15 protein-coding genes are annotated in these 13,651 nt (G+C 66.3%); 9 read left to right on the top strand and 6 right to left on the bottom strand.

Annotated features, from left to right (window positions below):
• Positions 1–317: 317 nt before the first annotated feature.
• Both G9E11_RS13395 and G9E11_RS13390 read left to right on the top strand, forming a co-directional pair.
• Entirely contained in the window at positions 318–1,319 is a 1,002-nt protein-coding gene (locus G9E11_RS13395; RefSeq protein WP_190606484.1) for a trypsin-like serine peptidase, read from the top strand.
• Positions 1,303–1,473 (top strand): hypothetical protein, encoded by a 171-nt coding sequence (locus G9E11_RS13390; protein WP_190607127.1) that lies wholly within the window; start codon positions 1,303–1,305, stop codon positions 1,471–1,473. Before G9E11_RS13395 ends, G9E11_RS13390 begins: the two co-directional genes overlap by 17 nt.
• Positions 1,474–1,652: 179 nt before the next feature.
• Here G9E11_RS13390 and purH read toward each other — a convergent pair whose 3' ends face one another.
• Complete coding sequence (gene purH / locus G9E11_RS13385) at positions 1,653–3,323, bottom strand: bifunctional phosphoribosylaminoimidazolecarboxamide formyltransferase/IMP cyclohydrolase (protein ID WP_190606482.1); 1,671 nt, start codon at positions 3,321–3,323, stop codon at positions 1,653–1,655.
• A gap of 204 nt (positions 3,324–3,527) precedes the next feature.
• On the opposite strand from purH, the gene G9E11_RS13380 reads away from it, so the two are divergent.
• The gene (locus G9E11_RS13380; protein ID WP_190606479.1) at positions 3,528–4,880 is read left to right on the top strand and encodes an MFS transporter; all 1,353 of its coding nucleotides are present in this window, start codon (positions 3,528–3,530) and stop codon (positions 4,878–4,880) included.
• Between the two features lie 182 nt (positions 4,881–5,062).
• Here the strand turns inward: G9E11_RS13380 and purN are convergent, their stop codons facing one another.
• The gene (gene purN / locus G9E11_RS13375) at positions 5,063–5,641 is read right to left on the bottom strand and encodes a phosphoribosylglycinamide formyltransferase (protein ID WP_190606477.1); all 579 of its coding nucleotides are present in this window, start codon (positions 5,639–5,641) and stop codon (positions 5,063–5,065) included.
• A gap of 39 nt (positions 5,642–5,680) precedes the next feature.
• On the opposite strand from purN, the gene G9E11_RS13370 reads away from it, so the two are divergent.
• Positions 5,681–6,124: a hypothetical protein gene (locus tag G9E11_RS13370; protein ID WP_190606475.1), complete on the top strand. Its 444-nt coding sequence runs from the start codon at positions 5,681–5,683 to the stop codon at positions 6,122–6,124.
• A gap of 42 nt (positions 6,125–6,166) precedes the next feature.
• On the opposite strand, the gene G9E11_RS13365 is transcribed toward G9E11_RS13370, so the two are convergent.
• Complete coding sequence (locus tag G9E11_RS13365; RefSeq protein ID WP_190607063.1) at positions 6,167–7,486, bottom strand: cell division protein PerM; 1,320 nt, start codon at positions 7,484–7,486, stop codon at positions 6,167–6,169.
• 173 nt (positions 7,487–7,659) lie between these two features.
• Between G9E11_RS13365 and G9E11_RS13360 the strand changes: the two genes are divergently transcribed.
• Positions 7,660–8,121, top strand: a complete 462-nt coding sequence (locus tag G9E11_RS13360; RefSeq protein ID WP_190606473.1) for a DUF4383 domain-containing protein — start codon at positions 7,660–7,662, stop codon at positions 8,119–8,121.
• 200 nt (positions 8,122–8,321) lie between these two features.
• On the opposite strand, the gene G9E11_RS13355 is transcribed toward G9E11_RS13360, so the two are convergent.
• Positions 8,322–8,504, bottom strand: coding sequence for a hypothetical protein (locus tag G9E11_RS13355; RefSeq protein ID WP_190606471.1), 183 nt, complete (start codon positions 8,502–8,504; stop codon positions 8,322–8,324).
• 167 nt (positions 8,505–8,671) lie between these two features.
• Between G9E11_RS13355 and G9E11_RS13350 the strand changes: the two genes are divergently transcribed.
• Together G9E11_RS13350 and G9E11_RS13345 are read left to right on the top strand one after the other, a co-directional pair.
• Positions 8,672–9,805, top strand: a complete 1,134-nt coding sequence (locus tag G9E11_RS13350) for a hypothetical protein (protein WP_190606469.1) — start codon at positions 8,672–8,674, stop codon at positions 9,803–9,805.
• Between the two features lie 88 nt (positions 9,806–9,893).
• Entirely contained in the window at positions 9,894–10,103 is a 210-nt protein-coding gene (locus tag G9E11_RS13345) for a hypothetical protein (protein WP_190606468.1), read from the top strand.
• Between the two features lie 109 nt (positions 10,104–10,212).
• On the opposite strand, the gene G9E11_RS13340 is transcribed toward G9E11_RS13345, so the two are convergent.
• On the bottom strand, positions 10,213–10,971 hold the full coding sequence (locus G9E11_RS13340) for a MarR family winged helix-turn-helix transcriptional regulator (RefSeq protein WP_190606465.1): 759 nt from the start codon (positions 10,969–10,971) through the stop codon (positions 10,213–10,215).
• A gap of 100 nt (positions 10,972–11,071) precedes the next feature.
• Positions 11,072–11,947 carry a PRC and DUF2382 domain-containing protein gene (locus G9E11_RS13335; protein WP_190606463.1) on the bottom strand — a complete coding sequence of 292 codons (876 nt, stop codon included), beginning with the start codon at positions 11,945–11,947 and terminating at the stop codon, positions 11,072–11,074.
• Between the two features lie 411 nt (positions 11,948–12,358).
• Between G9E11_RS13335 and G9E11_RS21160 the strand changes: the two genes are divergently transcribed.
• Positions 12,359–13,357, top strand: coding sequence for a hypothetical protein (locus G9E11_RS21160; protein WP_246468930.1), 999 nt, complete (start codon positions 12,359–12,361; stop codon positions 13,355–13,357).
• The coding region (locus G9E11_RS13325; RefSeq protein ID WP_190607061.1) for a phage holin family protein at positions 13,354–13,651 on the top strand (298 nt) is incomplete at its 3' end. The genes G9E11_RS21160 and G9E11_RS13325, both read left to right, overlap by 4 nt.

The raw sequence follows: 13,651 nt of genomic DNA, 5'->3' as shown, positions 1-13,651 counted from the left end.
ACCTTTAACTTACCCGAGGTGAACCGGTTGAACCTCAACAGGAGGGCCGGATGCCCTTGGATTACCCCCTTCGTGTGGCTTTCGCCACACTATCCATTGTCTCCGGGGCGGTGGGGCTCTAATCTTTCTCTCATAAAGGAATACCGCTTCGGCGGCTGAACTGAGTAGTAACCCCTTGCGGCAGGGGCAGATCAGCACCACCCCTACCTGGCAAGAAAACCTGAATCGTTTTTAACCGAGCTTGTCATCCCCGGGTAGGTCAATCAGTCACCCGGCGTGCCTCCCGGGCCCGCCCCACCTGATAGGTAGGACCGCAAATGACGAGCAAAAAGACACTGGCTGGCAGCCTTCTGAGCCTCTCCACGGGCTTGCTGCTGGTAGTGAGCGCCATCGGCGGCGCTACAGCCTCTTCTGCAACGTCGCAGGATACAACCCAGTTGCAAGTTGCTAGCACCCCCGTGTCCAGCCCGCAGGGCTACTGGACGCCCGAGCGCATGCGCGCCGCCCTTCCCGGCGATTTGCTGGCCGCCAAGGCCGTGGTCAGGCACGAAAACAAAGGCTCCTCGCCTTCGGCTGCCGTGGCGACGGGAGCGCCAACGAGAATCGCCGGCACCGCCCCGCAGACCACGGTAACCACGGCCCTGCACGCAGATGAAAAACCGGTGCCGCACATCGGCAAGGTCTTCTTCACCCTCGCCGGAATCAACTACGTCTGCTCCGGCAACTCAGTCGCCGCCCGGAACAAGAGCCTCGTGGCAACCGCCGGCCACTGCGTTAATGAGGGGCCGGGCGCCTTCGCCACCAACTGGGTGTTTGTTCCCGGCTACAACAACGGCCTGTCCCCGTATGGTCAATGGCCGGCCCGGTCGCTGCACGCGGCACGGAACTGGACCTCCGGCGGCGATATCCGCTACGACACCGGCTTCGCCGTTGTGGCCCGGGTGGGTGGCAAGACCCTGGCCGACAAGGTGGGTGCCTCCGGTGTGGAGTTCAGCCAGCCCCGGGGGCTGACATACAAGTCCTTTGGGTACCCGGCGGCGGCCCCGTTCACCGGCAAGACCTTGGTCAGCTGCACAGGCAAGGCCAAGGACGACACGATCAACCCTCAGTTCAATTCCCAGGGGATTTCCTGTGACATGACGGGCGGTTCCTCGGGCGGCCCTTGGTTTGCCCGGGGCGACACGGATGCTGCAAGTTCAGCCGACGGCTTCCAGAACTCGGTCAACAGCTACGGGTACGGAACGAATTCCACCACGATGTTCGGGCCGTTCTGGGGCTCGACCATCATGAAGGTCTATGACAGTGCACAGCGGAAATAAGGATGACGCGGGCAGCACTGACGACGCTGCGGTAGGCCACAGCATCAGCCAGGCGCCCGAGGAGATCCTGGCCTACTGGACGCCGGAACGGATGGCCGAAGCGGTCCCCCGGGACCTCCGGTTGCCGGCCCAGGAGGAAACGGAGGAAAGCTAAGCAAGTAAAAGCCCGACGGCGGCCGTCCCCTTAAGGGGGCAGCCGCCGTCGGGCTTTAACTCGGGCCCACGCCGCCCGGATTCCCTGGCCGAGCGCAGCGAGGTTAGGGAGGCGGTGGTTGGGCCCACGCCGCCCGGGTTCCCCGGCCGAGCGCAGCGAGGTTAGGGAGGCGGTGGGGACTAGTGGAAGAAGTGGCGGGCGCCGGTGAAGTACATGGTGATGCCCGCAGCGTTGGCTGCAGCGACGACCTCCTCGTCACGGACCGAGCCGCCGGGCTGCACTACTGCCCGTACGCCGGCGTCGATCAGGATCTGCAGGCCGTCGGCGAACGGGAAGAACGCGTCGGAGGCAGCCACCGCGCCGCGGGCACGGGCGGGAGCACCGGTTGCGTCGGCGTTGGAGGCGCCGCCTGCACCGTCGACGTCGGACTGCACGCTAACGCCCAGCGTGTTGGCCCGCTCGACGGCGAGCTTGCAGGAATCCAGACGGTTGACCTGGCCCATGCCGATGCCCACTGCGGCGCCGTTGGAGGCGAGCAGGATCGCGTTTGACTTGGCTGCGCGGCAGGCGGTCCAGGCGAAGGCGAGGTCGGCCAGCGTGGCGTCGTCGGCCGCTTCGCCGGCGGCGAGCGTCCAGTTGGCGGGGTTGTCGCCGTCGGCGTCCACCTTGTCGCTGACCTGCACCAGCACACCGCCGGAGACCTGACGGATTTCCGCCGGGTAGCGGCCGTAGCCCTCCGGGAGGGACAGAAGGCGGATGTTCTTCTTCTTGGAGAGGATCTCCACAGCCTCGGGCTCGAAGCCGGGAGCGATGACCACCTCGGTGAAGATTCCGGCCACGGTCTGGGCCATGCCGGCGGTGACCGTGCGGTTGGCCGCGATGACGCCGCCAAACGCGGAGACGGGGTCGCACGCGTGGGCCTTGGCGTGGGCATCGGCGATGGGGTCGGCCGCGTCGGCGGAAGCCACTGCCACACCGCACGGGTTGGCGTGCTTGATGATGGCCACGGCGGGCTCGGCGAAGTCGTAGGCGGCGCGCAGTGCTGCGTCGGCGTCCACGAAGTTGTTGTAGCTCATGGCCTTGCCGTGGATCTGGTCAGCTTGGGCAATGCCCGCGGGGGCTGCCTTGTCCACGTACAGCGCAGCCTGCTGGTGCGGGTTTTCGCCGTAGCGCAGCACCTCCGAGCGTTCCAGGGCCAGGCCGGCGTAGGCGGGCCAGTCGATGACGCCGTCGCCGTCCTCGTCGAGGAACTGGCTGGCGGTCCAGGTGGCCACGGCCGTGTCGTAGGTGGCTGTGTGCGCGAACGCCTTCGCGGCGAGCCGGCGGCGGGTCTTAAGGTCGAAGCCGCCTTCCGCAGCGGCGCGGACCACGTCGCCGTAAAACGTCGGGTCCACCACAATGGCGACGGCGGCGTGGTTCTTCGCTGCGGAGCGCACCATGGCGGGGCCTCCGATGTCGATCTGCTCCACGACGTCGTCCTGCGCGGCGCCGGACCTGACCGTCTCCACGAACGGGTAGAGGTTCACCACGACGAGGTCGAAGGCCTCGATCTCCATCTTGGCGAGGGTCTCCATGTGCGCGGGGACGCGGCGGTCGGCCAGGATGCCGCCATGGACGCGCGGATGCAGGGTCTTGACCCGGCCGTCGAGCATCTCGGGGGAACCGGTGACCTCTTCGACTTCCTGGACCGGGATGCCGGCCGCGGCGATCTTCTTGGCTGTCGAGCCGGTGGAAACAATTTTGACGCCTGCGGCGTGCAGGCCCTTGGCGAGCTCCTCCAGACCGGTCTTGTCGTATACCGAGATCAGGGCCCGGCGGATGGGAACACGGTCAAGCTGCGTCAAGCTCACAAAAGTCTCCGTCTTTATCTCGCGGTGGATGTGCCGCGGTTGGTGGGGATACGGCCCAGTTTATCGTGTCGGCGGACCGCCGCCTGCTGGCGGCCGGACTGTGAAGGCCGGGCTGTTCCCGGCGCGGGGGCTCGGCTCTTCCGGGCGTTCCCGGTCCGCCGCTTCGGGGTGTTCCGCAACGTAAGGTTTAAGCAGGAGGCCGAGATGAATATTTACACCGCTGTGCCCAGTGGCGAGCAGGTAGTCCAGGAGCTGCCGTGGCGCTGGAAAGTGCAGGGCCGGATCTTCGTGATCGGCGGTCTGGGGTTCATGTTCGACGCCTGGGACGTCACCCTGAACGGTATTCTCATTCCGCTGCTGTCCACCCACTGGAGCCTCACCCCGGGCGAGGCTGGCTGGATCGGCACGGCCAACCTCATAGGCATGGCCCTGGGTGCCTTCATTTGGGGCACCATCGCTGACACCATCGGGCGCAGGAAGGCCTTCACGGCCACGCTGCTGATCTTCTCGCTGTTCACGGTGCTCGGCGCCTTCTCCCCCGACTTCCTCTGGTTCTGTGTGTTCCGCTTCATGGCCGGATTCGGCCTGGGCGGCTGCATTCCCGTGGACTACGCGCTGGTAGGCGAATTCACGCCCCGAAGGCAGCGCGGCCGGGTGCTGACCGCGATGGACGGCTGGTGGCCCGTGGGTGCTGCCCTCTGCGGCTTCGTATCGGCTTGGCTCGTCGCCTCTTTTGCCGACTGGCGTCTCACCATGCTGGTCATGGTGCTGCCTGCCCTGCTGGTGTTCTGGGTGCGGCGCAGCGTTCCCGAGTCGCCGCTGTTCCTGATCCGCAAGGGACGCCGGGAAGAAGCCGCTCTGGTAATCGACGGCCTGGTCGAGGCCACCGGAGCCGAGCCGCGGGCCTACAGCCTGCCGGAGCCGCAGACCGTCCCGCGGTTTTCCGCCGGCAGCGCGTGGCAGCAGCTGCGCGGGGTCTGGCAGTTCAACTGGAAGATCACCACCGCCGCCTGGGCTCTGTTCATGAGCATCCTGCTGGTCTACTACCTGTCCCTGACCTGGATGCCGCGGATCCTGATCGGCGCCGGGTTCGCCGAGTACAAGGCGTTCCTGACGACGGCGGGGATGGCCGCCGTCGGGCTCCTGGGCGTGATCGCGGCAGCGCTGCTCGTGGAACGCGTGGGCCGCAAGTGGCTGCTGGCTATTACCGGGCCACTGTCCGCGCTGATCCTGGTGGTGGTGGCGTTCGTGGTGGACGTGCCCACGGCTGCCGTGTTCTGGCTGCTGGTGTTCGGGTTCGTGGTGCAGGTGGCCATCCCGGTGCTCTACGCCTACGTTTCCGAGCTGTACCCCACGGAACTGCGCGGCAGCGGCTTCGGCTGGGCGTCCACGTTCTCGCGGCTGGGCGCAGGCTTCGGCCCGCTCATCTTTGCGAACTACTTCTGGCCGCAGCTGGGGCTGGCCACATCATTCGCCCTCGCCGGCGGCCTGGTGGTCCTGTCGGTGCTGTGGATGGCGTTCTTTTCCCCGGAAACCCGCCAGCGCCGCCTCGAGTAGGTGGGGCTGCCGGCTGGGGCCGCGCGCTCGGCAGCTGGCGCGCTTGTTGTGCAACTCAGTCTTGTTTTACCGCGGCCGACAGCTGGATGACGGTCCAGGAAGCGAGTGGTTCAGCTCAAACCCTGAGGAGATCAAGTCCATCATCGATTGGGCACACGCCTGCTAAGGCACTTAGCGGGCTGCTACTTCGCGGCGGCGTACTCAGCAGCCAGCGACGCGAGGGTGGAGACCAGGAGCCGCCGTTCCACTACTTTGATGCGTTCGTGGAGGGTGTCCTCAGTGTCGGCGTCCTCGATGGCCACCGCCTCCTGCGCGATGATGGGCCCGGTGTCCACGCCGGCGTCGGCCCAGTGCACTGTGCAGCCGGTGACCTTGACCCCGTAGGCCATGGCGTCCCGAACGCCGTGGGCGCCGGGGAAGGACGGCAGCAGCGCTGGGTGCGTGTTGAGGTATTTCCCCTGGAACGCGTCTATGAACTCCGGGCTCACGATCCGCATGAAACCTGACGACACCACCACTTCCGGCTGGTACGCGGCCACGGCTTCCGTCAGCGCAGCGTTCCACTCCGCACGGTCCGCGTAGGCCTTGAAGTCCACCACGAACGTGTCGATCCCGGCGGCAGCAGAGCGCTCCACGCCGTAGGTTCCCGGGCGGTCCGCGCCGACCGCGGCGATCTCAACATCCAGGTCCCCGGCCTGAACGGCGTCGATGACGGCCTGGAGGTTGGAACCGGTTCCGGAGACGAGGACTACTATGCGCATTGCTCAAGCTTAGGCGGCTGCTCGCGTAGGCTGGAAAACATGAACCCCACTCCTGGCCCCCAAGGGCCGCAGCGGACCGCGCGTCCGCTCAGCGAGGAGGCCAAAGCCTCGCTCCAGAAGACGCACACGCTGTTCCGCATGTTCATTGTGGCCGTGCTGGGCGCCTTCTTCGTGTTCCAGCTGGACATCGCCTACCTCTGGCTCACTGCCCTTCTGACGGCGGCGGGCATCGCACTGGGAATCATCGTGCTCATCCGGGCAATCCGGTTCAAGGAATCCAAGCTGGTGCTGTTCGGCACCATCTCCGGCCTGGTGGTTTCGGCCGTGCTGGTTCTCCTGGTCCTGACCTCGGCACTGTTCTTCAACCAGGTCCGGGACTTCCAGCAGTGCTCCCGCCAGGCGCTAACCAGCAAGGCAAGCACGGAGTGCCGGGTCCAGCTGGAGAACTCGCTGCCCGCACCGCTTCAGCAGCCCGTCCGCTAACTCCGCGAGCCACCGGCACCGGCCGCCGGCCCGCTCGGCCGGCTATTTGCTGTTCGGTGCACTCCCCAGCTCGGCGTCCCGCAGTTGGCGGCGTTCCAGCCACGGTCCCGCTGCGTACCCAATTACGACGCCGATCCCGACTTCCGCCATCAGCCAGACAGCCGTCCACAGCGGGTCTGGACCGATATCCGTGAGGCGGCCGATGCCGGCCGAGCCACGCGCAAGCCAGGCGAGGGCCGCGGCCAGAACGCCGGCAGCAGCTCCGACGATGAGGGCCAGGAACAGCGTGGACGCCGCGGCGGTCAGCCAGCGGACGTGGAGCTTGATGGACAGCCACTCGTCGAAGTGATTTTCCCCCTCGCGCAGGAACCACCAGCCGGCCAGGACCCCGGCGAGCACGGGAACCACCAGCGCCACCGGTCCGAAGTCGAGGGGGCCGGAAGGGATGGCCGCAAAAACCGGGATGGTGGGCAGCGGTCCGACGGCGGTCCCCAGCGGACCCACCTGCGATCCGGCGCCCAGCGCGAAACCGGAGCCGCTGAGCCACGCGAGCGCGAACACTGCGAGGTTGGGCAGGAACCCGAGCTGCGCAATGGTGAGGGCCGCGCCTCCGACGGGTCCGGCGTCGAGCTTTTCATAAACCGCCACCACAAGGTTCCAGTGGATGAAGAGATCCAAGGCCAGCAGGGACGAGGAGATGGCGAGCGCCGCGATAACAGCCACGAAGCCTGCCTTGGCGGCGGAAGCCAAGTACGAACCCGCCCACCGCGAATGCTGGCTGGTGCGGGCGATCCAGTCCACGGCGTCGACGCCGATCAGGCGGCTCCATGAACCGGCCTCCCGCCGGGCGCCGATCACCATGCCGAGGCCGAACGGAACCAACGGGAGGAGCCCGGCCCACCACAGGAAGACCCCAACGTCCTCGGTCCGGCAGATGAATCCTGTGGCGATGCCAAAACCCGCATAGACCAGCCACGAGCCGAGCAGCGCCTGCCACAACTGGTCCGTGTACGACGCCCGGGCCAGGCGCCTGCCCGCCCGCCAGGCCAGCAGGAACGGGACGAGGGTCAGGCCCAGCGGAAGCAGCGACAGGGTGCCGGTCTCCGGCCTGGCGGCGGCACCCTCCCCCACCGCGGTGAGGTAGAGGGGCACCCCGTGGATGACCAGCCAAGCCTGGCCGGCGAGCCGCGCCAGGGCATCGAGGCCGCTGCTTCCGAAACCCGAGGTGGCCCACACCGCAACGATGGGTGCGATGACCAGCAGTGCGGAAATCACCGCCGCCTGCGCGGACTCGAGCCCGCCCTGCAGCCACAGGGGCATGGGGAGGCCACGGTCTCCGGTCTGGTCAGCGCGCAGTTTCATCGCCTCCCATCGTGCCATGCGAGGCCCGGCCCGCCTGTTTGCGACAGGCTCAACGGCGTGAGAAGTCGGACCGCACTCCGCTGGCACCAGTACGGGCAAGCTCAACCGCGAGCGCTTTTTCAGAGGGCCGGACGTAAACTTAGCTTGTCCGCATTCAGTGGTTGGAGGCAGAAATGACTACCGCATCCCCACATGCACACGGCGTTCACTTTGGCAGGACTGACGTCCAGAACGCTGGCATGGGTGTAGGTATTGTCTTGATGGTGGTCGGTGTGCTGGGGTTCATCCCGGGCATCACCGCACGGTATGGCGAACTGATGTTCCTTGGGCCTGATTCTCACGCCATGTTCCTCGGCTTGTTCCAGGTATCCATGCTGCTCAACATCGTGCAGCTGGTTATCGGCGCAACCGGCTGGGCCATGTCCCGGAGCGAAATGGGCGCGCGCAGGTTCCTCATGGGCGCCGGTGCGCTGTACATCGTCCTCAGCATTTACGGGCTCAGTGTCGGAGTAGATTCGGCGGCCAACTTCCTGTCGCTGAATATGCCGGACAACTGGACGCACATGGTGCTTGGCGTGCTGATGATTGCCTGTGGCTGGATGTTTTCACGGCATTCGGTCGAGGACAGGAGATAGCCCGGACCGCGAACGCCGGGAACTAGGAGCCGCGAATGAGTAGATATCTAATCTGAGTATTCGTACTACCGGTTGGTGCAGGCGGCCACGCAAGTCGTGGGCGGCTGCACCAACTTTGTCTCTGGCAAGGCGTGCCCTTCCCAACCATGAATGACGGCGCCGGCTGCAAAGGCCAGGGCACCGAGATGGTTCCCAGTTCGCTACTTAAAGCGAATCAGGGCGTAGGGCTCGCTGGGCAGGTTTCCGGCAGTCCACGGCTCCTCGGACGGTTCGCTTCGGACTTCGCCGCGCCCGTCGCGCAGGACGGCCAGCACTGTTGCAGCAATGGCAACGACGGCAATTGCGGCCAGCAGCACAAGGACGACGACGATGGATCCAGACATCCCATTTGCACCTTCTGCTCCAATTTTATTGCGGTTCAGCGGACCCGATCATGCGCAAATACTTTTTTCCTATGGACGGAACCGGGCGCCGGGCATATTCTGGTCTTCCATTGCGCTGGGGGGTGATTCGAATGGGCAAGAGCTTGCGCCTTCACAAGGCTGCGGTCGTGCGTGCCCTCCTGTTGCCCGTTCTCCTCGCCCTGGCTTGGATTATCTGGGGCGCGGCATCCGCAGGCGCGGCATCCGGGGACAACGACTCGTTTGGCTCCGGTTCCCTCAACGCCGGTTCCCTCGCCACAGCTCCCGTCACTGCCATCGCGCAGTCGGCAGTGTCTGCTCCGCTGGCGTCCCCCGTCTCCCAGGTTGCCCCGGCGCGCAAGCTGCTGCCGGTGGTTCCTGCGCTGCCGGCAGCACCTAGCCTTCCTGCTGCAGTCACCAAGCCTGTGTCCAGTGTCGCCGGCACGGTAGCGGGCACGGCGGGCGCCGTGGTCAGTAGGGCATCGACGGCGGTCACTTCCGTGACCACGGCGACGGCGCCCGTGCTCGCCAAGGCGGACAACCTGATAACGGCCGCAGAGCACATCGTTTCGTCGGTGCCACGGCTACCTGCGAAGCCTGCTGTGCCCGGCATTCCTTCGCTACCGCTTCCCTCGGTGCCTGTCCCGTCAGTGCCGGCCCCGTCAGTGCCGGTCCCTTCGCTGCCGCTTCTTTCAGTCCCGGTTCCTTCAGTGCCTGTTCCCTCGGTTCCCGTTCCTTCAGTGCCGGCGCGGGGGCTGCCCGCGGCTCCGGTACCGGGAGTCACGCCGACGACGCCGGTTCCCAGCGCCGGGGGGAACGCGCCAGATCGTGCTGCGCCGCCACATGCCGCTCCGCCCTCGGCGGTTGGGCCGCGGACCGCCGCTCCGACGGCAGGAGGCAATGCGGGGCCGGCAACATCGGTGGAAACAGCAGTCCAGGTCCTGCCCGCTACCGGCGCCGGACTGCCGCTCGCCGGCACGGGCCTCTCGCTGGTCGAACTTCAGATGACGACGCCCCAGATTCGTGAACTGGCCGGCGCCAGGCCCCCTGTCCACAAACCGCATGTCGTTGCACGGCCCGGCGACCGCTTTCTTCAATCCTTTGCCGTGAGCGAGGGAACGTCGGGTAACTCCTTCTCAGGTTCAGAAGGCTCTGGCGCCCAGGCCGCCGAAGTGGCGGGAGATTGGGACCGGACGCCCTTGTTTGCCGGCGTCCGCGTGTTCGACGCTGCCCAGCACCTTCCCTCCAGCCCAGCCGTCGATCCGGGGTCTTCCCCCGACTGAACAGGTCAGCTCTGCCCGCATTCGGGGCAGAAAAGACCACCTGCGCAATCCTGCGCAAGGACCATCAGTTCAGTCAGGAGAACATGTCATGTCTACCCACGCCCCGCTGTCCGCTGCCCCTCGCCCGTCCCGTCCCCAGTCCGGACCCCTTAGCGGCCGGATCGGCAACTGGCCCGACCCCATGCGCGGCCGCATCGGCAACTGGCCCGACCCCATGTCCGGCCGCATCGGTAACTGGCCCGACCCCATGTCCGGTCTCATCGGCAACTGGCCGGACCCGATGCGAGAGGGACGCTAGGGCTCGCGCAGCGAAGCCAAGGCAAGGTCCGGCATTGAGCCCGAACCGGAGTACGCAAACAGGAAAGTGCCGCCGCGCGCGGCGCGGCGGCACTTTCCTTCCTCAATGATCAGTCCGCCTGCTCAGGGCCCGAGTCGCTCACGCCATCTGGCTTCTGCCTTCTTCCGCCGTGGTCCTCCGGCGCCGGCGCAGCGTCCTGCGCGGCAACCTCGTCTCCGGAAGCGGGTTCCTGTAAGGCAGGTTCCGCAGCAGTATCCGCGCTCGAAGCCTGCTGCCCATTTGCCGGCACACCTTCAGTAAACGCACTGGCTGCGGGCATCACGCCTTCGACCTCCGCGCCTTCTGCTGGCGCACCGGCTACGGATGAGCGGGCTTCCGCAGTGTCGTCCGCGGCTGGGTCGCCGACGGCTGCGGCCGGATTCTGGTTCTTTGCGGAGCCGGGCTTGGCGCGGCCCGGAAAGTAGCTGATGACCCGCGCCAGCTCCCGTCCCAGGACGGTACCCTCGACGACGTCGGGGGGCAGCGCATCCTGCTCAGCTTTCCTGGCCGCCTCCAGTGCCTGACGGCCTGCTTCCGTGATGGAAACCTCGTTGTGCCGCCTGTCCAAGGAACTGGACGCACGAGTCACGAGCCCGGCCTCCTCGAGCCGCGACAGGACCCGGCCAATGGACTGACTGCGGACTTTGATATCAGAGGCCAACTGTTCCTGGTTCAACGGCCCGGCAAGGAGGCCCTGCAGCGCGATGACTGCAGCGTGGGTGAGGCCGAGCTCGGCCAGCGCCTGGTCCTGCCTTCGCTGGACAAGCCTGGCGGCCATGGACAGCAGCTGGTGAGGCCCCCACTGCTCCGCGTCAGGATTCGGGACCATCGGTTTGAACCTTCTTTCCCCTTTGAGCCCGTGCTGGCGACATGCCAGCCCACAACGCCTGCAACGCCGGGGCCAGTAAGCCGGCCCCGGCGCGGGGCAATTAGTGGCGGGTTTTCTCTACGCCGTCGGCCTCAATGCGCTCCTTGCGGACTTGTTCATCCACGGTGACCTCGTCGGTGACGGTTTCCGTGTCCAGCCTGACTCGCTCAACGGGCACAGTTTCCTTGTCCACCACCGGACGTTCCTCGTGAAGCACCACTTCGTCGTGTTCTGCCTCGCTGATGTCCGGCCCGCCCAGCGCCTCGCCCCTGTTTCCGTCGGTGATCGGTTCGCGCTCCAGCCGCACTTCCTCGCGCTGCACGGGAACGGTCTGGGTTACGTTTTCGGTCACCACGTATTTGCGCAGACGCGCCCGGCCGGCGGCCTGCCTTTCCGTGCCGACATTCACGCGTTCCTCCGAGCGGGTCATGGCGTCACCGTCGGCCAGTCCGTACGTGTCACGGCCAGCCCTCTCATCGGCCGCGCTGTACGTTCCGCCGCCGCCTGTGGCGGCGAATCCGGCATCCCGCTCAGTGGCGGAAAGGCCGGCCGCGGACCGGTCGGCCGTCCCGCCGGAGTCGGCGGTGTGGCCGTTCGCCGCTTCGGTGTAAGTAACCGTTCCGCTCAGCTGGTAGTGCTCGTAGAGCCGGTCCTCTTCGGCGGGATCAAGGTGTCCCTCCGCATCCACGCGCGGGGCGTCCTTCACCTGCTCTTTGGTGTACGGGACGACGATGTCGGCTCCATCAACCCGGGCACCTTCGAGGGGGATGAAGGATTCGGAGGTACCGAAAAGGCCCGTCCGTGCGGTTACCCACGTAGGCTGCCCGTTGTCGTCGTCCGCATACACCTGTCCGACGGAACCTATCTTGCCCCCGTCTGTCGACAGGATGTTGCCGTTCTTGTTCAGCAGGTCGTCGATGTGTTCCTTGGCGAGCATTCTGTCTCCTTGAATGTTGACTTCTTGTCCACTTTTGGCTGTTCACGTTGAACCGGCGACGACGGTGCGACGCCACGGCGCGCTGTGCCGCCGAAGAGCGGCAACTGCCGTGCGTGGCGGGCGTCCGCCGGCGGGCCGAGGCAAATACTCCGGCCCCGCACCTATACCCTAAGCATGCTTACTATCAGATTGGCAAGCTACTTAGCTTTTTTCTTGATGCCGGGAGCAGGGGCGCGCCGGAATTCCGCGCCATTACGCGGCCCTCGGCCCACTTCGTACCATGACACCAAAGTAAAGCTGAGAAAAAATGCCAAGGGTGCTTACTATTTATTAGTAAACATGCTTACCATTGCATGCCAGCAACGCTGGTTCCTGTACAGCAACTGACCCTTTCGGAAAGAGAGAGCGAAGATGACTGAGAACCAATGGCCGCAGGATGAAGACCTCACCGCTCCCCCGGCCACACAGAATTCGGGTTACGGCGCCGGCACCACCGGTTACGGCGCAACTGGAGCGGGCACCACTGGCTACACCGGCAGCCCGGGCTACCAGGATGATGCATCCTCGAAGAAGGACGTGGCGAAGGATGAGGCCGCGAACGTCGCAGGCGAGACTAAAGTCGCCGCCCAGAACGTTGCCGGGACGGCCAAGACTGAGGCGAAGAACGTTGCCTACGAGGCGAAGAACAGTGCCAAGGATCTGCTGCACCAGGCGAAGTCTGATCTGACCAGCCAGGCCGGTACCCAGCAGACCAAGGCCGCCGAAGGCATCCGCACCATCTCGTCGCAGCTGCGCTCCATGGCCGACGCGCCGGACCAGCAGGGCGTTGCGTCGGACCTGATCCGGCAGGCCGCAGACCGCTCCGAGTCGGTTGCGTCGTGGCTTGATAACCGCGACCCCGGCTCCCTGCTGGACGAAGTGAAGTCCTTCGCCCGCCAGCGCCCCGGTACCTTCCTGCTCCTCGCGGCTGGCGCGGGCATGCTTGCAGGCCGTCTGGGCCGCAGCCTGCAGGCCGGTGCCCCGGAGACGGGAACCGCCGCAGGATACGCGGGCACAGTTCCGCCCTACCCCGTCCAGCCGCCGGTCACCGAAAGCAGCCTTGACGCCGGGATCGGCACACCGCTGTATGACCAGGCCGGACTGGGAGAACCCGCCTATACCCAGCCGGCCTACGGCGAGCCGACTTATGGGGAACAGACGACCGGTCAGCCCGCCTACGGTCAGCCCGCCTACGGCCAGCCCGCGTACGGTGAACCAGCCTATGGGGAACCCGCCACTGGCCAGCCCGCTTACGGCGAACCGGGCATCGGAGAGCCGGCGATCGGCGAGCCGGGATATGGCGAACCAGGGTACGGCGAGCCGAGGCGCCGGGATACTGATGATACCGAGGGTGGGGGTCGTCCCCTGTGAGCAGCCAGATACCTGACATCCCTCCGACGGAGGCGCACGCGAAGGCCGACACCACTTCCCTGGGTGATCTCCTCGGTGAGGTCACCCGGGACCTGTCCACCCTGATCCGGCAGGAAATCGAACTCGCCAAAGCCGAACTCAAGCAGTCCGGCACCCGCGCCGGCAAAGGCGGCGGCATGCTCGCCGGCGCCGGCGTCGCCGGGCACTTCGTGCTCCTGTTCCTCTCCATCGCCCTCTGGTACGCCCTCGGCGAACTCATGGGCCTGGGCTGGTCCGCCGTCATCGTCGCCATCA

This window comes from Arthrobacter ipis (assembly GCF_014694315.1).
GTDB classification, from domain to species: domain Bacteria; phylum Actinomycetota; class Actinomycetes; order Actinomycetales; family Micrococcaceae; genus Arthrobacter; species Arthrobacter ipis.
The sequence above is the reverse complement of the archived record's forward strand: the minus strand, read 5'-3'. Positions and strand labels throughout refer to the sequence as shown.